This window comes from Shewanella oncorhynchi (assembly GCF_030848765.1).
In the GTDB taxonomy this organism is placed as follows: Bacteria; Pseudomonadota; Gammaproteobacteria; order Enterobacterales; family Shewanellaceae; genus Shewanella; species Shewanella oncorhynchi.
Genome location: NZ_CP132914.1, coordinates 2,237,765 through 2,260,946, shown reverse-complemented (window position 1 = coordinate 2,260,946; position 23,182 = coordinate 2,237,765). Strand labels below are relative to the sequence as shown.

General features: G+C 46.3%; 22 protein-coding genes. 6 read left to right on the top strand and 16 right to left on the bottom strand.

What is annotated here, in order from left to right:
* Window positions 1–48 precede the first annotated feature (48 nt).
* The 4 genes from prc to RA178_RS10280 form a co-directional block, all read right to left on the bottom strand.
* Window positions 49–2,094, bottom strand: coding sequence for a carboxy terminal-processing peptidase (gene prc / locus RA178_RS10295; protein WP_306685290.1), 2,046 nt, complete (start codon window positions 2,092–2,094; stop codon window positions 49–51).
* Window positions 2,095–2,122: 28 nt separating this feature from the next.
* Window positions 2,123–2,752, bottom strand: coding sequence for an RNA chaperone ProQ (gene proQ / locus RA178_RS10290; RefSeq protein WP_028759761.1), 630 nt, complete (start codon window positions 2,750–2,752; stop codon window positions 2,123–2,125).
* A gap of 280 nt (window positions 2,753–3,032) precedes the next feature.
* Window positions 3,033–3,491 carry a free L-methionine (R)-S-oxide reductase MsrC gene (gene msrC, locus RA178_RS10285; RefSeq protein WP_028759760.1) on the bottom strand — a complete coding sequence of 153 codons (459 nt, stop codon included), beginning with the start codon at window positions 3,489–3,491 and terminating at the stop codon, window positions 3,033–3,035.
* Window positions 3,492–3,508: 17 nt separating this feature from the next.
* On the bottom strand, window positions 3,509–3,808 hold the full coding sequence (locus tag RA178_RS10280) for a YebG family protein (protein WP_028759759.1): 300 nt from the start codon (window positions 3,806–3,808) through the stop codon (window positions 3,509–3,511).
* Window positions 3,809–4,015: 207 nt separating this feature from the next.
* Here RA178_RS10280 and RA178_RS10275 point away from each other — a divergent pair, with 207 nt between their 5' ends.
* From RA178_RS10275 to RA178_RS10265, 3 genes are read left to right on the top strand one after another with little or no spacing between them, the layout of a single operon-like run.
* A complete protein-coding gene (locus RA178_RS10275; protein WP_028759758.1) occupies window positions 4,016–4,648 on the top strand; it encodes a paraquat-inducible protein A in 633 nt (210 codons plus the stop codon).
* A gap of 1 nt (window position 4,649) precedes the next feature.
* Complete coding sequence (locus tag RA178_RS10270) at window positions 4,650–5,267, top strand: paraquat-inducible protein A (protein ID WP_105252657.1); 618 nt, start codon at window positions 4,650–4,652, stop codon at window positions 5,265–5,267.
* Complete coding sequence (locus RA178_RS10265) at window positions 5,254–7,893, top strand: PqiB family protein (RefSeq protein WP_306685289.1); 2,640 nt, start codon at window positions 5,254–5,256, stop codon at window positions 7,891–7,893. The genes RA178_RS10270 and RA178_RS10265 overlap by 14 nt, the downstream gene beginning before the upstream one ends.
* Window positions 7,894–8,036: 143 nt before the next feature.
* Here RA178_RS10265 and RA178_RS10260 read toward each other — a convergent pair whose 3' ends face one another.
* On the bottom strand, window positions 8,037–9,263 hold the full coding sequence (locus tag RA178_RS10260) for a spore maturation protein (RefSeq protein ID WP_212600209.1): 1,227 nt from the start codon (window positions 9,261–9,263) through the stop codon (window positions 8,037–8,039).
* A gap of 223 nt (window positions 9,264–9,486) precedes the next feature.
* On the opposite strand from RA178_RS10260, the gene rsmF reads away from it, so the two are divergent.
* On the top strand, window positions 9,487–10,932 hold the full coding sequence (gene rsmF / locus RA178_RS10255; RefSeq protein WP_306685288.1) for a 16S rRNA (cytosine(1407)-C(5))-methyltransferase RsmF: 1,446 nt from the start codon (window positions 9,487–9,489) through the stop codon (window positions 10,930–10,932).
* Window positions 10,933–11,173: 241 nt separating this feature from the next.
* Here rsmF and RA178_RS10250 read toward each other — a convergent pair whose 3' ends face one another.
* The 9 genes from RA178_RS10250 to apbC form a co-directional block, all read right to left on the bottom strand.
* A complete protein-coding gene (locus RA178_RS10250; protein ID WP_306685287.1) occupies window positions 11,174–11,962 on the bottom strand; it encodes a TatD family hydrolase in 789 nt (262 codons plus the stop codon).
* A 133-nt stretch (window positions 11,963–12,095) separates the two neighbouring features.
* Window positions 12,096–12,422 carry a PilZ domain-containing protein gene (locus tag RA178_RS10245; RefSeq protein ID WP_028759752.1) on the bottom strand — a complete coding sequence of 109 codons (327 nt, stop codon included), beginning with the start codon at window positions 12,420–12,422 and terminating at the stop codon, window positions 12,096–12,098.
* Between the two features lie 6 nt (window positions 12,423–12,428).
* The gene (holB, locus tag RA178_RS10240; RefSeq protein WP_173244537.1) at window positions 12,429–13,385 is read right to left on the bottom strand and encodes a DNA polymerase III subunit delta'; all 957 of its coding nucleotides are present in this window, start codon (window positions 13,383–13,385) and stop codon (window positions 12,429–12,431) included.
* Window positions 13,379–14,005, bottom strand: coding sequence for a dTMP kinase (gene tmk / locus RA178_RS10235; RefSeq protein ID WP_028759750.1), 627 nt, complete (start codon window positions 14,003–14,005; stop codon window positions 13,379–13,381). Before tmk ends, holB begins: the two co-directional genes overlap by 7 nt.
* 22 nt (window positions 14,006–14,027) lie before the next feature.
* Window positions 14,028–15,065, bottom strand: a complete 1,038-nt coding sequence (gene mltG, locus RA178_RS10230) for an endolytic transglycosylase MltG (protein ID WP_306685286.1) — start codon at window positions 15,063–15,065, stop codon at window positions 14,028–14,030.
* Window positions 15,062–15,871 carry an aminodeoxychorismate lyase gene (pabC, locus tag RA178_RS10225; protein ID WP_306685285.1) on the bottom strand — a complete coding sequence of 270 codons (810 nt, stop codon included), beginning with the start codon at window positions 15,869–15,871 and terminating at the stop codon, window positions 15,062–15,064. The genes mltG and pabC overlap by 4 nt, the downstream gene beginning before the upstream one ends.
* Window positions 15,872–15,876: 5 nt before the next feature.
* Window positions 15,877–16,458, bottom strand: a complete 582-nt coding sequence (gene dcd, locus RA178_RS10220) for a dCTP deaminase (protein ID WP_028759747.1) — start codon at window positions 16,456–16,458, stop codon at window positions 15,877–15,879.
* Window positions 16,459–16,489: 31 nt separating this feature from the next.
* A complete protein-coding gene (gene udk, locus RA178_RS10215) occupies window positions 16,490–17,128 on the bottom strand; it encodes a uridine kinase (RefSeq protein ID WP_028759746.1) in 639 nt (212 codons plus the stop codon).
* Window positions 17,129–17,139: 11 nt separating this feature from the next.
* Window positions 17,140–18,255 (bottom strand): iron-sulfur cluster carrier protein ApbC, encoded by a 1,116-nt coding sequence (gene apbC / locus RA178_RS10210; protein WP_006086266.1) that lies wholly within the window; start codon window positions 18,253–18,255, stop codon window positions 17,140–17,142.
* 160 nt (window positions 18,256–18,415) lie between these two features.
* Between apbC and metG the strand changes: the two genes are divergently transcribed.
* The gene (gene metG / locus RA178_RS10205; protein ID WP_306685284.1) at window positions 18,416–20,485 is read left to right on the top strand and encodes a methionine--tRNA ligase; all 2,070 of its coding nucleotides are present in this window, start codon (window positions 18,416–18,418) and stop codon (window positions 20,483–20,485) included.
* 271 nt (window positions 20,486–20,756) lie between these two features.
* Window positions 20,757–21,713, top strand: coding sequence for an AEC family transporter (locus RA178_RS10200; protein ID WP_306685283.1), 957 nt, complete (start codon window positions 20,757–20,759; stop codon window positions 21,711–21,713).
* Window positions 21,714–21,870: 157 nt separating this feature from the next.
* Here RA178_RS10200 and RA178_RS10195 read toward each other — a convergent pair whose 3' ends face one another.
* A complete protein-coding gene (locus tag RA178_RS10195; RefSeq protein ID WP_306685282.1) occupies window positions 21,871–22,623 on the bottom strand; it encodes a Nif3-like dinuclear metal center hexameric protein in 753 nt (250 codons plus the stop codon).
* Window positions 22,624–22,693: 70 nt separating this feature from the next.
* A complete protein-coding gene (locus RA178_RS10190) occupies window positions 22,694–23,164 on the bottom strand; it encodes an outer membrane lipoprotein (RefSeq protein ID WP_198572315.1) in 471 nt (156 codons plus the stop codon).
* Window positions 23,165–23,182: the final 18 nt, after the last annotated feature.

Sequence of the window (23,182 nt, the reverse complement as noted above, 5' to 3'; positions counted from 1 at the left end):
CGCGCCATAAGCGCGTTTTGATATCGGATAAATCGACTCGACTAGCGCCTACTTAGCCCTAGTTTTAGCCATTTTTTGCACATCAGCCATATCTAAGGTGATATAAGCGGTTTCGTCTAAAAATGCATCTGGCAATTCAGCGTCGTCTTTAATGTCTTCCATTGATTTAACCGGTGCTAAACCATTGGCGACTCGACGCTCGTTTGTTCTGTCGAGGACTTTTTTCTCATCGGCTTCGCGGGAAGCAATACGCTCACTTTCAACCAGAGATACAGTTTTCTCTTTGTGATGCTTTTTAAAGTCGGCAATATCTTGATTGATATAGGCAAACTCTACGCTATTTTTTATACGGTTAAGGTGCTTAGATTCAAGGCTAGTCACTAACTCAGGCGTAACATCATTAAGCGTACCATATTGCGCCATAGGCACTTTATCCCAAGGTAAAGCATTTTTCTCTTCAGCTTCACCGTACTCGCCCGGCTCCAACGCACTTGGGTAAGCAATGTTGGGGGTCACACCTTTAATCTGTGTACTACCACCATTAATACGGTAGAACTTTTGAATCGTATACTGCACATGGCCAATTGGCTTCTCATACATGTCGTAGATACGGCCTAGGCTCTTATGCTGCTGTACTGTACCTTTCCCAAAACTCGACTCACCGACGATCAGTGCACGGTCATAATCTTGCAATGCGGCAGCAAAAATTTCAGAGGCTGAAGCACTGTAACGGTCAACCATCACAGTCAATGGTCCAGCGTAACTGGTTTTACCGTCGTTATCACGATGCGCAGACACTCGTCCATCGGCATCACGAATTTGTACTACAGGGCCCATATCGATAAAAAGTCCCGTCAGTAGCACGGCTTCCGTTAATGCACCACCACCGTTACCTCTAAGGTCGATGACTATGCCTTCTACTTTGGCGTCGTTTAACTTCACGAGCTCTTTTTCAACGTCCTGCGACAAATTCATATAAAAACCAGGAATTTGGATCACACCGACTTTGCGATTAGCATACTCACCGTCTTTAGGTTCAATCACCTTAGAGGTTGCAGCTCTGTCTTCAAGACGAATTTTGTCGCGAACTAAGGTAACGTCGAATGGCTTCGCATTGGAACCGCCTTTCTTCGGTAAAATTTGCAGAACAACTTTACTGCCCTTAGGACCTTTAATCAGGTCGACCACGTCGTCTAAACGCCAGCCAATCACATCAACAATCTCGCCGCCTTCTTGACCGACACCGACAATCTTGTCTTCCGGCGACAGTTTTTCACTGCCCGCAGCAGGACCGCCAGTAATTAAACTTTTAATGACAGTGTAATCGTCTTCGAGTTGCAGTTGAGCACCAATACCTTCAAGGCTCAAGTTCATTTCCATTTGGAAACGTTCAGCATTGCGTGGTGAAAGGTAACTTGTATGTGGCTCAATGCTACGCGAGAAGGCATTCATCACGCCTTGGAACACGTCTTCACTGTTAGTTTGAATCAACCGTTTAATCGCGTTGTTGTAACGCTTTTGGAGGATATCAACAATCTCAGGCCATTTCTTACCTGTGAGTTTAAGATTTAGTGCATCGTATTTAACACGTTGACGCCATAACTCATTAATTTCTGTCTGGTCTTTTGGCCATGCGGCCTCATCGCGGTCGTACTCATAGGCATCACCGGGCGCAGAAAAATCCATCTCTTTATCTAATAGAGATAAAGCATAGACAAAGCCTTCATAGCGGCGCTTTTGGACGATATCAAACATTTTATAGGCAGGCTCAAGTTCACCAGAACTGAGCATGTCATCGAATTGGGTAGCATAAGGTTTAAAACTATCGACATCCGCTTGGGTTAACACATTGCGGCGATAGTCTAACTGCTGTAGATAACGATCGAAAATTTGCGCAGAAAAGGCGTCATCAAGATTGAATCTATGATAGTGCGAACGAGTGTATAAGTCCGTTACCCTTTTGCTCGCAACCTTATGTTGCGCTTCCTGCTTGAGAGTGGGTAACTCGCTGATTTGAATCGTGGGTGGTACGGCCCAAGCCGAAAATCCGACAAAAACAGTGGCGATCGAGGTAGCCAAAGTGAGTTTTCGCATCAACAAGTTACTCCGTTTTAATAAATGATTACAGCAGGATATGTTCTGCTCTAACTTTAATCGTTAGGCCACTATCAAGCTGAACATGAATATCTTCCTTGTTAATGTCAGTAATCACACCGGCTACGGGTGTCATACCTAATTTAACATTGACGCGTTGTTTTTTCGTTAAATCAGTCAATTGTGCTTGAACATAATTGACGACTGGCGCTGCAGCTTTTGGCGCAGGCTTAGCAGGACGCTCAGTTTTAGGACGCTGAGGAACAGCCACCTTTTTAGGTGCTTTCTTCGCCGCGGGCTTAGGTGCAAGTGCTGCACGTTTCGCTTTGGCCTTATCCTGACTCTCTTTCAACATGGCTTGAGCATGATCAATGTGCTCTTGCTCTAACTCGCCGCAAGGTTCGCCATCCAGGTTTACGCGTTGTGCGCCCGCTTTAACGCACTTTAAATAGCGCCAGCTGCTGGTGTAACGTCTCAAGGCAACTCTGAGCTGAGTTTTACTGACTTTAGAATCATCAGCCAACCTTTCAGCCAAATCTTGAAACAATCCGATTTTTAATGGCTTAGTTTCACCTTCAGCAATAAAGCACAAAGGAAATGTTTCATACAAATACGCCAAAATTGCATTGGTGTCGGTCAACTTTTCTGTTGATTCCATCATTACTTCCACAGTCAAAAAGGGACATCGATTCGAGGTGATATATATCAGCTTCTTACATGTCGTTTATCTTCGTTAAACTCAATATTGAGTCAACGTACAAATTAGCATCCTAGCCGCGTTTACTAAAGTTAAAAAATATACCTTAACAAATTTTGACAGCTCAAAACACTAAGCTTATTCATTGCATGCCAATCAAACCAGCTTAATGCGTGCAAGCGCATATTATAAGGCGCACGCCACCGATTGCGACTATGAATTATGCGTTATTGTACGCAAATTAATCAAATAGGCAGTTTTCAAAACTTTTAACCAGTAATTCCAGCCCCTTTTGGTCTTCTTCATCGAAACGATCGAAGATAGGACTGTCAATATCGAGCACGGCAACCACGTTACCTTGCGCACGAACTGGCACAACGATTTCAGAATTACTGGCAGAATCACAGGCAATATGACCATCAAATTGATGGACATCAGCCACTCGCTGAGTTTGATTAGTGAATGCTGCAGTACCACACACACCTTTTCCTAACGGAATGCGTGTACAAGCCACTTTACCTTGAAACGGGCCTAATACTAGTTGTTCGCCACGCATAACGTAGAATCCCACCCAGTTCAGCTCAGTTAAATTATCATTGAGCAAGGCTGAAAAATTCGCCATCGCCGCAACAAGGTCGTCTTCCCCTTCCAACAAGGCCAAGGCTTGACGGTTAAGTGACTCATAAAATTTCGATTTCATTACATTTCCTAACAATTTTATTCTGCTGCTTCGGTCTTTTTAGCCGCTTTTTTCGCTGCAGGCGGATTCATTGGCGTACTATTAACCTGAACGGCGCCTTTAAGCAAGTTCGTCAGCTCATCTTTATTGTTAGCAAAATAGAATGCGAGCTTTTCGCCCACACTTTCATCTATACCCAAATCAGCTTTTTGAATGAAGGGGATAAGGTTATCGGCGATATCGAGCATCTTATCGTAGGCATCAGCCTCCTTCTTAGATGTGAATGTCATCTTTTCAACCCCTTCTCTGACCACGACAAACTGTGTTATTACTGCCATGACTGCCCTCGCACTGTTTTTATATACAGTAACTAGAGTGACATAGATTGAACTTGTGATGCAAGTGTTCTGATTAATCTGATATTATTAGCGTACTTTCGTTGCCAAGATTATAAAAGCGCTAGACGTGGCTGAACAGCTAACTAGCACGACACTTTGCACCGTTCTCGCTGTTATTACTCCTATTAGGCTAATATATATTTTTATATGCATGAAAACGCAGCAGAAAATTCAGTAACCCTATGCCGCTCCTGCGATTTAGCAGTCCGCAAACGTGCCTTGCCTAGCGGCGTTAGAGCAATCTGTCCTCGTTGCAGCACTGCACTTTATGACACGCCATACTGCTCTGTGAATGGTATGTTAGCCCTATGTATTTCGGCATTAGTGTTTTATTTCCCTGCCAATTTTTTACCCGTACTCGAGATCCACTTTTTCGGCAGTATTCGTACTACTACGGTTTTCCAAGGGGCATTTGCAGTATTTGACCAAGGCTATTGGGTTGTAGGTGTCGCCGTACTTGCCGCAGCTGTGATAGGTCCAGGCTTATTACTGTTATCGATATTGACACAGATTTTAATTGTGAAATGGGGATTGAGTAGCCTTTTTTGGCGTAACTCATTGAAGCAGTTGTTAAAATTTCATGGCGTCTTATCGCAACTCACTATGCTGGAAATTTATGTGATCAGCTTCTTAGTTTCATCATTTCAGCTATCTGATTTTTCGGACATTTATTTTGGTATGGGCACATTTTGCTTCACTATGCTGTTTCTCGTGACCTTGTTTCTACAAAGAGAATACGACTTAGAACATATGTGGACGTTATTGGAAGGTCATAGCTGATATGAAACAACAAGGTAAAGATATCGGCCTATGTCTCTGTAAAGTGTGTCGCCAACTCAACAGCAGTGAACTCACGCACTGTCAGCGCTGTGAAACTGAGTTGCACGTCAGAGACTATTCCAGCCTGCAAAAAAGTTGGGCTTTGTTGATTACCGCTGCCATCTTACTGGTGCCAGCCAACATTTACCCTATCACTATGCTGACCAATCAAGGGCAAGTGCGGCACGACACCATTTTTTCAGGCATTTTGCATTTAGTGCATTCAGATATGCTGCCTATTGCCATCATAGTGTTTACCGCCAGTATTTTAGTACCATGGATTAAAATCATCGGCTTATCCATTTATCTGTGTGCGATCAGCTTTGATATTCCGATTTCAAAAAAGAAATTGATGGTGGGTTTTCACATCATCGAATGGATTGGCCGCTGGTCAATGCTCGATTTATTTGTCATCTCAATCACAGTGGCATTAGTGAACATGGGACAATTACTCGACGCGAAACCCGCGCCTGCGGCTACCGCATTTGCCTTGGTGATTCTGTTAACTCAGTTAGCCGCAAAAGTTTTAGACACTCGTTTACTCTGGGATCGATTGGAACCTCAAGATGACACAAATTGAATCGCCGAAAGTTGTAAAGAAAAAACTCTTTTCGCCCATTTGGCTGCTTCCTATTGTCGCGTTGGCATTAGGTGCTTGGCTGGGCATTAAGAGCATTAAAGAATCGGGGGTTGAAATTCAAATTCACTTTCCGAGCGCCACTGGGATTGATGTAGGTAAAACCTTAGTCAAATACCAAGGTTTGACTGTTGGTAAAGTGAAAGACATTGGCATAGATGAAGATCTCAAAGGCGTGAACGTCAAGGTCATGATGGACTACCGCGCTAAGCCTTTCTTGAATAAAGAAACCCTCTTCTGGCTTGTCACACCTAAAGCAAGTATTACAGGTGTTGAAGGCTTAGATGCGCTGTTTTCGGGTAACTATATTGCTATCCAACCAGGGAAAGGCAATGCATCGACCTTTTTTGAAGCAGAACGCCAACCGCCGCCGATGCAAATCGGCTCAGAAGGTGTGATGGTCGAATTGACCTCCGATAAACTCGGTTCGCTCGATGTTGGCTCGCCAATATTTTTCCGCCAAATCCCCGTGGGTAGCGTGGTCAGCTATCGTTTAGATGGCAATCAAAGGGTCATTATCAGCGCTTTCATTCAAGAGCAATATGCGCGGTTAGTGAAGAAAAATTCTCACTTTTGGAATGTTTCTGGCGTCAAAATTGATGCTTCACTAACTGGGGTTAAAGTCAGTTCAGAGAGTTTGGCGTCCATTCTGGCTGGCGGCGTGAGTTTCAGCTCTGACGATAAAGCAGACATAGCTAAAAACGGTGACGTTTTTTCGCTTTATGATTCAGAAACCACCGCCCTTGGCGGCATAGAAATAAACCTAACCATGGCTGACGCTAACGGTGTCGACAAAGGTACCCGCATCGTTTATCGCGGCATGAACATTGGCAGTATTTTAAGTAAACAACTCACGTCCAATGGTGTTACAGCCGTGGCTAAGTTTGAACCTCAATACGGTTCACTGTTAACTAACGACGGGGTGTTTTGGCTTGAAGGTGCTGATATTTCCCTCTCAGGCATTAAAAATCCAGAACGTTTACTGACAGGTAGCGTGATCAACTTCCTGCCAGGCATCAACACCAAAAGCGCGGTACCAAGCAGCTTTGCCTTACAATCAAAGGCACCTGATTTACTGCAATCGAAGAAGCGTTTCTTGACCTTAACCTCAGCCGAAAACATGGGCATTTCAGCGGGCGCCCAAGTTCGCTTCAAGCAAATCCCCATTGGTTCAGTGCTTGCGGTTAAGTTAACCAAAGATTTATCGGCGGTGGAATACCAACTCGAGCTACAACCTGAGTTTGCCAGTCTAATTCGCAGCGACAGCTATTTTGTGCCTGAGTCAGCATTAACGGTAAACGCATCGTTAGACGGTGTATCAGTCAAAGCAAGGGATTTTACAACGCTCACTCAAGGTGCAGTTAGCTTGATCCAAGGTCACAGCGACACACCTTTAGCTGCTAACAGCGCTCTGACCCTCTTTAGCTCTGTGGATGCCGCGACAGCTTTTTATGATCGTCAGCAGCAAGTGCATTTAACGTTAATCAGTCAAGATGGCGCCGATGTCAGCCAAGGCTCACCGATTTACTATAAAAAAATGCAAATTGGCACAGTTGACTCAGTGAACTGGCAAAGCAAAACCGAAGACTTCGCTATCAAGCTCGCTATCGACAAACAGTTTCAACCCTTGCTGAAAAAGCCAAAAGTATTCTGGCGTAACAGCGCCGTGGATATCAGTGCCAGTCTTGCCGGTATTGATGTCGCCGTTGCCCCGCTACAAGGGGCATTAAAGGGCAGCATCAGTCTGGGACTGCTTGATAGCAATGACAAAGTGAGCAATACAACCCCGTTAAAACTCTATGAGAGCAAGCAGTTGGCATTAAGTCAGGCGCAGGCGATTCGCCTCACGTTACCCGCCTCCAGCAAGCTTACGGCCAAGGCCGCGATTCGCTATCAAGGTCATCAAGTGGGTGAAGTGTCGCAGGTGAAGCTCAATGCGGATCTCAATACACTCACAGCTAGCGCATATCTCTACGGGGAATATGCCGAACATTTCAGCCGCAGTGACTGTGAATATCATTTAGTGGATGCACAAATTTCTCTGGCGGGGATCAAAGCGCCAGAAACGCTGATCACAGGTCCTTACATAGGAGTCTTACCGGGTAAGGGCAGTCAAAAAGCGACCCAGTTTGTTGCCAACCTCGCTGCCAGCAGCTATGCCAATGTTGCCGAAGATGCGCTGAAATTCATTCTAGAAGATACTAGCCTAGGCTCAATGAAAGTCGGCACACCTATCTTCTTCCGAGGGATTAAAGTCGGTCAAATCGACGGTTATAGCCTATCGACACAGGGTAATAGTGTATTGATGCAGGCCCATATCGAGGCTCAGTACAGTCACTTAGTGAATCAAAGCAGTCAGTTCTGGGATGCCTCGGGGATTAAAGTCGATGTAGGCCTCTTCTCTGGTGCCCAAATCGAAGCGGGCTCACTGGAAACCTTACTCGCTGGCGGCATCAATGTGGCGACTAAGGACACTACTCAAGGGGATAATCGTTTAGCAGCAGGAACAGTATTAAGATTGCAACACAAAGCCGAAAACGAATGGCAGCAATGGGCGCCCGCCCAGTAATTCTTTTCATCAAAATACTTACACCAACGCACTAATATTAAAGCTCTTACAAATAAATCAGGCGCATAATGCGCCTGATTTATTTTTAGCTTCTCGAACTGTTATTGGCACATTCTAGGGTGCTCAAGACACTTGCCATCCTGTTAACCATAAAACCAATAGCAAACAGCAATCGCGGCACTGATCCCCGCAAAGTCCGCGGTTAAACCGCAAGCTAAGGCGTGACGGCCATGGCGAATACCCACAGAACCAAAATACACAGCGAGAACATAGAAAGTGGTTTCAGTACTACCCTGAAAAATCGCCGCTAATCGACCCGCAAAGGAATCTACTCCGTGGTGATCCATTGTCTCAAGCATCATAGCTCTGGCGCCTGAGCCACTAAAAGGTTTCATCAGTGCGGTCGGCATAGCATCGACAAAACGCGTATCAAAACCCAATATCCGCACACCAGTGGCAATCAAGTGCAACAGATAATCCAAGGCGCCGGATGCACGCAGTAAACCAATCGCTAATAGCATGGCGAGCAAATAAGGGATCAACTGGATAGATTGGGCAAAACCCGCCTTCGCCCCATCAATAAACTCATCATAAACCGCCACCTTGCGAATACCCGCAACAATCACGAAGGTAAATACCAATAACAGCAAAATACCATTGCCCATTGCCGTCGACACAGTGCCAATGGCCTCAGCACTTAAAGTCATCAGATAAAAACCACTCGCCACTAACCCTGAGAGCATCAAGGCGCCATAACCGAGCACCACTGAGTTTAATAATGAAATTCGCTGCACTAACGCCACAACCAGCAAGCCCGCCAATGTCGATGCCGAAGTAGCCAGTAAAATCGGTAAGAAAATATCTGCAGGCGCAGCGGCACCTTGCTGGGCACGGTAAAGGAATACCGTCACAGGCACTAAGGTCACAGAGGAAGTATTGAGTACTAAAAATAAGATTTGCGCATTAGTCGCCACGGTTTTTAGCGGATTTAAACTCTGTAAATCATGCATCGCCTTTAAACCAAGTGGTGTAGCGGCATTATCTAACCCAAAGATATTCGCTGTTAAATTCATTGTGATACTGCCAAAGGCCGGATGCCCCTTGGGCACTTCAGGCATCAAACGGCGCAGTAATGGCTCAAACACAAAGGCAATAGCGCCGACAACGCCAGCTTTTTCTCCTACCTGCATCAATCCCATCCAGAGGGAAAGCACGCCAATCAGCCCAAGAGAAATTTCAGCGGCAAGCTTAGCACTTGCAAATAATGCCGCGACTGAAGCCGATAATACTTCTATATGTCCATTGAATAACTGCACTGCTATTGCAAGCAATGCTGTGATAAAAAAAGCCAACCACACACGATTCAGCACGCTAATCCCCTTATTTTTATTTGTTTTTATTCTATTAGCTCATTGCTACTGAGTGCTAGCTTTATGGCGACTCATTCCATTATTGCGGCAATCGTCAGTGCATAAACCTCAAATCACTATAACGGCTGAGGCACTTGGGATAAAATCTCAGACCCAATAAGGGATTATGATATACTCGCGCCAGTTGATACACAGTCTATTTTCCTATGGTTCAATGAAATCAATGGTCCAATTAAATCAAAATTTTATCGATACAATCACCCAAGAACTCCCCGCCCATTTATCCATGGACGAGTTTATTGCCGCCTGCGACAGGCCGCTTAGACGTTCAATTCGGGTCAATACCTTAAAAATCAGCAGTGACGACTTTAAGACCTTGATGCAACCTAAGGGCTGGACGTTCGATCCTATTCCTTGGTGTGAAGACGGATTTTGGATCAGTTACGACGAAGAAGAACAACTCGGCAATGCCTTAGAGCACATTCAGGGCCTATTCTACATTCAAGAAGCCAGCTCTATGTTGCCGCCGACCGCACTTTTTACACCGAATGCACATTGGCAGTGCGTACTCGATCTCGCCTCCGCACCCGGTTCAAAAACCACTCAAATGGCCGCATTGATGCGAAACCAAGGCTTATTGGTGGCTAATGAGTATTCGGCGAGCCGCGTGAAAGTATTGCACGCCAATGTGCTGCGCATGGGCGCGAGCCACTGCGCCCTCACCCATTTCGATGGCCGTGTATTTGGCGAATACCTGTACGAAAGTTTTGATGCCGTGCTTATCGATGCGCCCTGTGGCGGTGAAGGCACAGTGCGCAAAGACGCCGATGCACTAAAACACTGGAGCCTAGACGATGTGCTGGCGATTAGCGAAACCCAAAAAGCCTTAATCGAATCGGCGTTTCTCGCCCTGAAACCCGGTGGCAATTTGGTCTACTCAACCTGCACCTTAAACCGCCTCGAAAACCAAGGCGTGTGCGAGTATTTAAAGCAAGTCTACGGCGATGCAGTGCAATTTGAATCCTTAAGCGATTTATTTGATGGTGCAGATCGAGCTACAACGCCCGAAGGCTTCTTACATGTCTGGCCACAGATTTACGACAGTGAAGGTTTCTTTGTCGCTAAATTGACAAAAACGGCCTCAGTGCCACGGTTACAGCCTGAGCCTAAACTGCAGAAAAACTTCCCCTTCACGCCCGCATCAGCGAAACAAGCCCAAGGGATAAAAGACTATTTTCAGCAGGATTTAGGTATCAGCTTACCAGACGAACTCATCATGGTTCGCGATGATGAATTCTGGCTATTTCCCCATGAATTCAACGCTTTTATCGGTCGTATGCGCTTTCAGCGTATTGGCATTAAACTCGCCGATAACAGTAAACACGGCTTTAAAGTCCGCCATGAAGCGATTATTGCATTAGCAGGAAAACAGCTCAGCCCAACTGCAAAAACGGTCGATGTGAGCGATGTTGAAGCGAAAGAGTATTTGATGGGGCGAGATATTGCCCTAAACACCGCAGTGAAAGCTCAAGGTGAAGTGATCGTCTGTTATGGCGGCGCACCATTAGGCATGGCGAAACATTTAGGCAATAAGTTAAAAAACAACCTGCCCAGAGACTTAGTGAAAGATAAAGTGTTATTGCTACCAGAACAGACAAAATCGTTATAGTTCTGCTGTTTTTTAGCGATAAATAACCTAAAAAAGGGGAAGGTGAACGCGACTCTAGGGCAAAAGCTCGACTACACTGAGTCTATTGTAAAGCGCACTGCATGGCGCTTTCACCTGTAGCGCACGGCTCTTCAACGAGCCATTCCCCTAGGCCCAAACAGCTTTAATCGTTTTGGGCCTTTTTTTATGCCTGTACGCTAACAATCACGCAATCGCATAACGTGGGTCAAAGCACTTGCTGCTAACGGCCAACTAAACGCGCTGCATCTTTGAATAAATTAAAGAAGTTATTGCTGGTGTATTCAGCAAGCTCTTCGTAACGCTCACCTCTAAGCTCTGCCACAAACTCAGCCACATCGCGCACATAGGCAGGCTGATTCTCTTGTCCACGGTGTGGGATCGGCGCCAAATAAGGCGAATCAGTTTCAACCAACAGACGATCCTGAGGCACTTTACGGATAACGGTTCGTAGATCACCCGCATTTTTAAAAGTGACTATGCCTGAAACCGAAATATAAAAGCCAAGATCAATCGCCGCTTTCGCCATCTCCCAGTTCTCGGTAAAGCAATGCAGCACGCCGCCAACGTTATCCGCGTTGCCCTGCTTAAGCATATTGATCGTATCTTCACGTGCATCACGGGTATGGACAATTAAAGGTTTATTCACTTCTACCGCAAGGGCAATCTGCTGCTCAAAACATTGCTGTTGCAACAGCTTAGTGTCGTCTGCATAAAAATAATCTAACCCCGTTTCACCAATCGCGACCACTTTAGGATCGGTGGCAAAGCGGCGGATTTGCTCAACATCGAGGCCTTCTTTAACGTCAAATGGATGCACACCCGATGACAAAAATACCTGTTCGAAGGCTGCAACTTTATCTCGCATCAATTCAAATCCTTGCTGGCGTACATTCACGCACAACATATAGTCCACGCCACGAGCTTTAGCATTAGCAAGAATCTGTTCTAAGGTTTGTTGATCAGGCGCCGCTTTGAGGCGATCGAGATGGCAGTGTGAATCAATAAGCACAAGGATTTCCAAGCAGAGTAACAAAGGACGACAAGGATACCCAGCCAAGAGATCGAGGTCAAATTCAACAGAAGTAAATAGCCAGTTTAGGCAGTGAGCAAACGTTTAAACCAGAGCAATAATGCGGGCCAACTTACATAGTGCAGGTTAGATCGCCAGAAGCGAGTTCGCGGGACAGTAACTTTTCGATATGGTGTTTATGGCTATCTGGCTCAGAAATAATTTTAATGCCAATCCCCACAGGGCGGCCACCCGACGCTCCTAAGGGATTAATCCACACCACAACACCACGAAATTCATTAGTGAGGGTTGCGCCGGGTAAACGATACGCAATCGTCAGCGGTTGGCCAAGATAATGACTTTCACTAGTCGCAATAAATAATCCTGCCGGCTTAATAAAAGGCATATAGGCACGATATAACTGATGTAAGGTATCAAAATTAACGACGAGATCTACCATGGCATATTACTTATTTGTTATCTCTCTATATTCTAAGACATAACTTTGACACAGGGCCAGATAATTGACGCTCGGCATTGTGCTTAAGCTATGACACATTCCCATGATCTTAGCCGCCAAATTCCCGAGCTGCGCATGAACAAACGCATCTTGATGGCTATTTTTCAGTAAAACCTGTCGTATAAGTAGGTACAAAACCTTAAGAACATCAATTATTTGTTGTTCACTTATTATTAACAAACTAGCACACAGATGACCAGACGACAAACTTTGTGCCCAATCTTTGCGAAATTGTAGCAAGGATTGATACCGACTCTGTTGGCTCCCCTCAGACTGCAAGCTCTCAGCCAACTTTAACGGCCCACCCACCACACTCAAACACCAAGTTACATCCTCTTGAATACCACATCGCTGGGCAAGCCAGTTTTTGATGACCTCTCGACTAGGAACAACAAAAGGAATGCGTTGACAACGACTGCTAACCGTCGCCATCAAACGTGCAGGCGTATCCGACTGCAAAATCAGTAAGGTGTCTTTACCAGGCTCCTCAAGGGTTTTAAGGAGTGCGTTCGCGGCTGCGGAGTTAAGACGCTCGCTGTGGTGGATAATCGCTACACGCCTGCCACTTTGCTGTGCGGTGGCTGTCAGACGCGTACACAGCTCACGAATTTGATCGACTTTAATTTGATTGCCATCGGCGGCGATATGATAAAAATCAGGATGATTGCCCGCATCATAGAGCTGACAAGACTTACAAAAACCGCACGCGCCCACAGGCGTTGGCTGCAAACACATAGCCGCGCGCGCCATAAACACACTCAGCAACTCACCGCCATAGGCTGAATCAATGCCCACGAGTTGTGCGTGAGGTATTTTTTGACGCGCTAATTGCGCTAAAAATGCCTGTCTTGGCCCTTCGAGCCAAGGTAATTGCTCAGCCGTAAATCCGGACTCGGCTACCATACCATCGCCTGAAGCACGGCTAAGATATCTTTGTGCACTTCGGCCATAGTTTGGCTCGCGTCTATAACCACAATACTGTCGTCTTCGCTGGCAAGTTTGAGATATGTAGCGCGTGCGCGCTCAAAGAAATCAATCGCTTGTTGCTCAATTCTATCAAGCTCACCACGTTTAGCTGCACGGGTAAGCCCAAGCTTAGGATCTAAATCTAAGTACAAAGTAAGATCGGGTTTAAATCCCTTTAGTGTTGCAGTGCTCACCGCTTCCACTAACGGCATTAACCCTCTGCCACCACCTTGATAAGCTAATGACGATAGATTGTGTCTATCACCCAATACCCATTGCCCTTGCGCAAGCGCGGGCTTTATGACATTAGCAACCAACTGAGCTCTGGCAGCATAAATGAGTAAACACTCGGCCTCATCACACAGGGGATCGTTCGCATCGGCAATCTTAACTAAATCACGGATACGTTCAGCCAATGGTGTACCGCCCGGTTCGCGGGTGCAAATCGGTGCTTTACCCGTATGCTTTTCAATAAAGTCGCGAATAAGGTTAATCGCACTCGACTTACCTGCGCCTTCTAAACCTTCAATAACGATAAATTTTGCAAAAACTGACATTGGATTTTCTTTCTCTGCATTTTTACTTTGGTGATTTTTCTGGCGTCGCTGGTTTTATCTTACGCTGATAGACGTCTACGGCGTGATTGTGTTCTTCAAGCGTGGTTGAAAACACATGGGTGCCATCGTTGCGCGATACAAAATAAAGGTAACTCACACTGGCGGGCTTAGACACGGCCATCAATGAGGCTTTACTCGGTGCAGCTATCGGCGTTGGCGGCAATCCAAAGATGCGATAAGTATTAAAAGGCGCCTCTTCGACTAAATCTTTGCGGGTGATATTACCCTTATAGCGATCACCCATGCCGTAAATAACGGTCGGATCGGTTTGCAGACGCATACCTAGGTTAAGACGATTAACAAATACACCGGCGATTTGCTCACGCTCATGGGCTTGGCCGGTTTCCTTCTCAACTATCGATGCCAAAATCAGCATTTCATAGGGCGATTTTAACGGCAAATTTGGCGCCCGTTCTGCCCACGCTTTGGCAAGCTCCTGCTCCATCATTTTATAGCTTTGAGTCAGCATGACTTTAGCATCCGCCTCGGCGGTATAATGATAAGTGTCGGGGAAGAATTTTCCTTCAGGCAAACCAGAATCATCGCCTTCTGCCATCAATACAGCTGCAAATGCTTCTGGTGACATTTGTAAATGCGGAGCACTGGTAAGTTGTTGTTCCCATTCCACAATAGTTTTACCTTCAACTAAGGTCAAACTGAAGGTTTTTACTTTCCCAGCGATCAAATCATTGAGTAAATCAGTAATCGTTTGTGAAGGTGATATTTCATAAAGTCCCGTGCGAATTTTGGCAAGCTCAGGACGAAACTTAAGTAGCCACTTGAGTTTCCACGTATCTTGAATAACGCCGTCATCGGCAAGTTGCTGCGCCAGTTGATTTACACTGGTGCCGCGTTCAACCTTCAACTCTTTAGGCTCGCTGAGACTCAGCGGCGTTTGACTGTATTCGACAACCGTTTGATAGCCCCAAAAGGCACCCAAACAGACTAAGGTTAGCAAGGTCAACAGGGCTGAACTGGCGATAATAATGATTTTTTTCATAGAGTGAGTGAAAGTGTCTGTCTAAGTTGCGCGGTAATCGGAGCACGGGTGAACTTGAGCGAGTCTATCGCCAGTACATCCACAATCCCTAAAACGCTGTTAGTGATAAACGCTGAGTCAAATTCGATTAAACGCTCGGCGCCAACGGGCAAACATTCGATATTCATGTTCTGTTCAAGCAAGGCCAACATTATCTGTTCGCGCATCACACCCGCCACGCCACACAGGGCTAATGAAGGCATGATAATGCGATTATCTTTGATAAAGAACACATTCGCCATCGAAGATTCAATCACATTCTCCTCGATATCTTTGACTAACCAGTCATCAAATCCCTGCGGTAAAGGGTGGGATTTTATTAAGACTTGTTCGAGTCGATTTAAATGCTTCATCCCTGCCAACAGAGGCTGCAAACCCAATCGTACCGACGAAGTTTTAAGGCTAATACCCTGTTGCTGCCACTGAGCATAATGGCCGGGGATAGTATGAACTGAGACGATTTCAGTAGGATTAACCGTTTCTGGCGGTGTATAGCCACGGCCACCAGCACCACGGGAAACGATTAACTTAATACAATGATGAGGATATTCAATGGCTAAGGTATTCAGTTGCTGTTGCAATGCTTCACTCATTTGCCATTGAAATCCCAGCCTTGCGGCGCCTGCGGTTAAACGGGCTTGGTGGGCTTCAAAAAACATAATCCCCTCAGCGTCCGTTCGCATCGTTGCAAACAGACCATCACCGTAGGCAAGCCCTCGATCGGAAGGGTCGACACTTGCCTGCGATGCGCCATTCACCCAGAACACGCGTATTAGTCCTGACTGATACGGCTAGCCACCGCTTCTTGCTGATCTTTGTACTTGGCACTCTTACGGGTGTTATAAGGACGTGCAACCGCATGATTTAAGCGTTCAAAGTTAAGCGCACCTATAGTCATGCGTGGACGCAAAGCTAAAGGCAACTTGCCGCTGTTATAAAACTCGAGCACAATTTTACCTTGCCAACCCGGATCGATACGGTGCGCCGTTACGTGTACCATCAGGCCTAAACGCGCTAGAGACGAACGGCCATCAAGCCAACCGACGATATCAGCAGGTAAAGTTACGCTCTCGTAAGTCACAGCCAAAGCCAATTCGCCAGGATGCAAGAAAAATGCTTCCCCATCGGGGATTTCGATAATCTCACTCATCACCCGATCGAGCGCCGCTTGCATCTCAGCACTTGGACCACTCAAGTCGATAAAAGGCGCGGTATGATCTTTAAAGACGCGAAACTGTCCACCTAAGCGCACATCAACACTGACGCCTGAAATAGCTTCTATGCCTGGGCGAGGTTCTATTACGATAGTGCCGTTATCAAGGGCCTGTTCAATTTCGATATCGGTTAAGCGCATCTTGCCTATTACTCCTTGAGTTTTTATGTCGTTATTTTGCCAGTAAATGTTGGATACGAGTCTTTAAAATATCGGTCGCAATACGATTTTTGCCGCCACGGGGAACGATAATATCGGCGTATTGTTTCGAGGGTTCGATAAACTGTAAGAACATAGGACGCACGGTTTTCTTGTACTGTGAAATCACAGACTCCATAGTACGGCCCCGCTCGGCCACATCACGAGTTAAGCGACGTAGGAAACAAATGTCCAGCGGCGTGTCCATAAACACACTCGCGTCCATCAGGGCACGTAGCTTAGGATCGGTCAGCAATAAGATACCTTCTAAAATGATCACCTTTTTCGGTGTCATCTTTAAGGTTTCTGCGGTGCGTGTATGTTCTGTATAGCTATAACAAGGGATATCAACAGCTTCGCCAGACTTGAGCAACTGTAAATGCGTGCACAACAGTTGATGGTCCAGCGCTTTTGGATGATCGTAATTCGTTAATACCCGTTCATCCATGGATAAATGACTCTGATCGCGATAGTACGCGTCTTCATTAATTACCCCAATTTGATCTGTGCCTAAATCGCGGCGCAATTCGTCAAAAATCGTTTTGGCAATTAAACTTTTGCCCGATGCTGACGCGCCAGCAATTGCAATAATGACACACTGCTGAGAATTCATACCCTTAAACCTTACTCGTCATCTGAAACACTAATAGAAACTGTTTTCTGGCTTTGCTTTAAAGCCAATTCTGCGCCCACTTTACGGGCAATTTCCCGATAAAGAGCTGCGACTTCACTGTCAGGATCGGCAACGACGGTCGGCGCACCATTATCCATGGCTTCACGGATATTGATGTGCAGCGGCAAAGCGCCTAACAGTGGAACTTGATAGCGTTCAGCGATTTTACTGCCGCCGTGTGTTCCAAATGGATGTTCTTTATGACCACACTCAGGACATAAATGGAAACTCATGTTCTCGACAATACCCAGCACAGGAATGTTCACTTTCTGGAACATATTGATGCCCTTCTTGGCATCGGCCAGCGCGATATCCTGCGGTGTAGTCACGATAACGGCGCCGCTCACAGGAACTTTTTGCGATAACGTGAGCTGAATATCCCCTGTGCCTGGTGGCATATCAACGACTAAATAATCCAGTTCTGGCCATTGGGTTTCATTCAGTAACTGGGCCAACGCGCCCGCGGCCATTGGGCCACGCCAGACGGCAGCTTCATCACCACTGAGCATAAAACCAATCGACTGCGCGGCAATACCATGGGCACTGGCGGCTGTCATATGTTTGCCATCGGGGGAAAGCGGTCTGAAATTAGGAATACCTAACATCATAGGCACTGACGGGCCGTAAATATCCGCATCGAGAATACCCACCTGCGCACCTTCAGCCGCTAATGCCAAGGCTAAGTTCACCGCTGTGGTTGACTTACCCACGCCGCCCTTACCTGAGGCTACGGCAATCACTTGCTTCACATTGGCAATCGGCGCAATAGAAGATAACGCTGAGTATGCTTTAGGTTGAAAATCGATTTCACACTCGACTTCATCAATAGCATCGAGCACCGCTAACTTATTCGTCAGCGCCATGACAGTGTCGCGATACTGAGTCATACAAGGGTATGGATAGACTAAGCCAAGCTGCAAACGCTTACCTTCCAATGCCAGCTTATTTACGCATCCTGCGCTCACTAACCCTTTCGCGAGATACGGGTCAACAAATGAATCGAGAATAGCCAGAACTGGCCCGAGAAGATCGTCATTCAGACGATAATCAGTTTGAGTTGAAGACAAAAGAATTACCCCCACCAATAAATTTGCCCAAGTGTACCAGATAATGCAGAAAACATTAGCGCAGATTTAGCTCAATTGGCTCAGGTTTTGATGAAAATCATCCTGTAATCGGTTAGTATCTCTACCAATATTTTTGGCCCACCACGATATTTGAGACAAGATGGCAACTTCACAACGTAAAATTCTCGTGACCAGCGCACTTCCCTATGCAAACGGACCGATACATTTAGGTCACATGCTGGAATACATACAGACAGATATCTGGTCGCGTTATCAAAAGCTTCGTGGACATGAGTGCCACTATATTTGTGCCGATGACGCCCATGGCACGCCAATCATGCTTAAAGCACAGCAATTAGGCATAGCGCCAGAAGACATGATTGCCCAAGTGAACAAAGAACATCAGCAGGATTTTGCCGATTTCAATATCGCCTTCGATAACTATCACAGCACCCACAGCGATGAAAACCGCGTACTGGCGAGTGATATTTATCTCAAGCTACGTGCGAATGGCTATATCAAGAGCAAGAGTATTTCTCAGCTGTTCGATCCTGAGAAATCCATGTTCCTGCCAGACCGATTCGTAAAAGGCACTTGTCCTAAGTGTAAGTCACCGGACCAATACGGCGATAACTGTGATGCCTGCGGCGCGACTTACAGCCCAACTGAGCTCATCAATCCAAAATCAGCGGTATCGGGTGCGACACCAGTGATGAAAGACACTGAGCACTTTTTCTTCGACCTGCCCGCCTTCGAAGGCATGCTAAAAGAGTGGACTCGCTCTGGCGCACTGCAAGTCGAGATGGCCAATAAACTCGACGAATGGTTCGAGCAAGGTCTGCAGCAATGGGATATCACCCGTGATGCACCGTATTTTGGTTTCGAAATTCCCGATGCGCCAGGTAAGTATTTCTACGTTTGGCTAGATGCGCCTATCGGTTATATGGGTTCGTTCAAAAACCTCTGTGACAAACGCCCTGAGCTGAGCTTTGAGGAATTCTGGGGCAAAGATTCAACCGCCGAGGTTTATCACTTCATCGGTAAAGACATAGTCTACTTCCACAGTCTGTTTTGGCCAGCCATGTTACACGGCTCAGGTTACCGCCAGCCAAACAGCGTCTATGCCCACGGCTATGTGACGGTCAACGGCGCTAAGATGTCAAAATCCAAAGGTACTTTCATCAAGGCGCGAACTTATTTAGATCATTTAGATCCTGAATATTTACGTTACTACTACGCCGCCAAACTCAGCAGCCGTATCGACGATTTAGATTTAAATCTCGAAGATTTCGCCCAGCGCGTGAATTCAGACTTAGTCGGTAAGCTAGTGAACTTAGCCTCGCGCACCGCAGGTTTTATCACTAAACGTTTCGATGGCAAGCTCGCGAAAATTAACGACACCACCCTGACTGAAGCGTTTCTAGCCAAGCAAGATGTGATTGCCGAATTTTACGAAGGCCGCGAATACGGCAAAGCAATGCGCGAAATCATGGCACTGGCGGATATTGCTAACGGTTTTGTAGCCGATGCAGCACCTTGGCAAATGGTAAAACACGATGATCAACAGGAAGCGGCCCATCAAGTGTGTTCAAATGCCTTGAACCTGTTCCGTATTCTCGTGACGTATCTCAAACCTGTATTGCCACGTTTAGCCCAAGATGTGGAAGCCTTTTTCCAACTACCGCTCACTTGGAATGCATTGAACCAAGATTTAGCGGGCCATGAAATCGCGCCATTCAAAGCCATGATGCAACGTGTTGAGCTGGATAAAGTCAATGCTATGGTTGCCGACTCTAAGGATAACCTGCAAGTCACGGCCGATGCACCAAAGACGACTACGCCTGAAAAAACGGTGGAATCATCTAATGTAAGCAGTGAGCCTCTGGTTAACGATCCTATCAGTGAGACCATCAACTTTGATGATTTTGCGAAAATCGACCTGCGTATCGCTCGTATCGTGAAAGCCGAGCATGTTGCTGACGCTGACAAGTTACTAAAGTTGCAGCTCGACATCGGTGGCGAAACACGCCAAGTGTTTGCAGGGATCAAATCGGCCTATTCGCCAGAAGATCTCGAAGGTAAGTTGACTGTGATGGTCGCTAACTTAGCGCCACGTAAGATGCGTTTTGGCATGTCAGAAGGTATGGTGTTAGCTGCTGGCCCTGGTGGCAGCGACCTGTGGATTTTAGAACCCCATGAAGGCGCACAGCCTGGCATGCGGGTTAAGTAATCTGCGCTAGATAACACTCGAAAAATCAATAAGGCCGCATTTTATGTGGCCTTATTTGTTGATATCGATTGTTTGAGCCGATTCGTGGTCGCAAGTGTCACTCAGTCTTTTAAAAGACTGAGTTTAAGCCATTTAATTTTAACTGAGTGGTTTAAGAGACCGAGTTAAAACTCGTATTTCTATCGACAAGATATTCACGGCAATGTGACATTCATATCAGTGACAGGTCTAAAATCGACGCAGTGTTCAGTGAATCATTCGAGGAGTAGTTATGGGAAATATCGTTGAGCAGTTGCTGTTTTCTGCCTCGATTACGGGTCCAATCTGTTTGATGTTAGCGCTCGGTGTGATCCTAAAACGCACCCAAATCATCAATGAAAACTTTATTGATGTCGCATCAAAATTAGTCTTTAACGTGACGCTGCCAGCCTTGCTGTTCCTTAGCATTATTAGCTCCAATCACGATCTCGCCTCCAGTGCGCCCTTAATTGGCTATGGTTTAGTGGCCAATTTCCTGTTTTTTATACTCTCCACCTATGCAACTGGGCGGCTATTTCCCAAGCACAAAGACCAAGGCGTGATCATTCAAGGGGGATTCAGGGCCAATACCGCGATTATCGGCTTAGCTTATGTTTCCAACGCCTACGGCAGTTCTGGTGTTGCTTTAGCTGCGGTTTATGTCGCCTCGATGACGCTGCTCTACAATATTCAAGCGGTTATTTGCCTAAGCCCTAAAGGCGAAGAATCCAGCCAACGTGCATTTGGCGTGATCATCAAGACCATCACCAAAAACCCGTTGATCATTGCCATTATGGCAGGCATCTTTTTCTATTTGCTTGCTATTCCAGTACCGAAAATGGTGCTCGATGCGGGACAATACTTTGCCAATATGACCCTGCCATTAGCGCTACTGTGTACCGGCGGTTCGCTCGATGTTGGTTCACTCAAACATGAAAAGCATACAACTTGGTTCTCGACCGCATTGAAACTGATCTTTGCCCCGCTTTTTATCACTGTGGGGGCCTTGCTGTTGGGTTATCGAGGCATTGAGTTAGCACTGGTCTTTTTAATGAGTTCTGCGCCCACCGCAGCTGCAAGCTATGTGATGGCGCGCGCCATGGGTGGCAATGCGCCCCTTGCGGCCAATATTATTGCGCTAACCACAGTCTGTTCGCTGATCACGTGCACCTTAGGCATCTTTATACTGTCCACTTTGGAGCTGATCTAGCAGCTAAAGGCTAAGAGCTGATTGGCACAAACGCTAGAGAAACGGATTTGAGTGACTATAAGTAATAATAAACCACAATAAAAAAGGCGAGCCATGCTCGCCTTTCGTTTAGGAATAAAACAGTTAGATGGTCATCATAAGCCGCTTTATGAATGGATTAGACCGGATTAGTGATATCCACAAAATGGTGCACGAGATCAAACTCGCGGGCGAGGTGACGGCCTAAGGCTTGAATACCAAAACGTTCTGTCGCATGGTGCCCCGCCGCAAAATAATGTATGCCCTGCTCTACCGCACTATGGTACGTTCGCTCGGACACTTCGCCACTGATAAACGCATCCACACCTAAACTCGCCGCAACATCGATATAATCCTGTGCGCCACCAGTACACCAAGCTATATGTTGGATCTTTGCATCGCTATCACCAATATGCAGTGGGGCTCTGCCTAACGCATTCTCAAGGGTGTGAGAAAATTCGCTAGCACTGACTGCAAGATCAAGTTTTCCACGCCACAGTAGCCCCTGAGCCACCTCTTCGATGGCTTCTGCGTCGACGATCCCAAGCTGTCTCCCCAAAGTCGCGTTATTACCGAGCATTGGGTGGGCATCTAAGGGTAAATGATATCCAAACAAGCTAATATCATGCTTGAGCAGCGCCTTAATTCGGCGTTGTTTCATGCCTGTGATCACTTCAGGCTCATTCTTCCAAAAAAAGCCGTGATGAACCAATATCGCATCGGCGTTTAATCGAATCGCTTCATCGATCAAGGCCTGACACGCTGTCACGCCCGTTACTAAGGTGTGGATCTCATCCTTGCCTTCTACCTGCAGCCCATTGGGTGCGTAATCCTTAAAGGCCGACACATGTAAAAAATCGGCTAAATATTGGCTTAGTTCTGTCCGTGTCATTGCATTACCGTCCGTTACTCAAGATGACCATTTACTGAAGATGAGAATTTATCCAATATGAGACCATCGCTTACATCGCGATATCAACACGCACGCCACCTTGCAGGTATACCACTCGAACTCTGTCACCCGCGTTAAACGTCATGCCAGCATCGTAATCTTGGATCACCATGACCTGAGTACCATCTTCTTGATTGATCATCAGTTCAACCAGCTTAAACGATTGCACGCTAGTACCACTGCCATAACGGTTACCGATACCCCCACCAATCAAGGCACCTAAAATCGTCGCCACATCTCGACCCGAACCGCCACCAAACTGATGACCAATCACCCCACCCGCTAAGGCGCCGCCGAAGGTTTTCCAACCTTGATTACGGTCTTCAATTAACTGGGTTTCGGTGATATTACGTACCGAAGTGATATCGCCATAGAGTACTTTCTCAACTGGCACGGCTTGATTGCGATCATAGCCAGCATTAGCGGGACTGATGATAAAAGCAAAAATAAACATAAAGCTTGCTAGAGTAGGTTTCCACATATCTGAATTTCCGCTAAC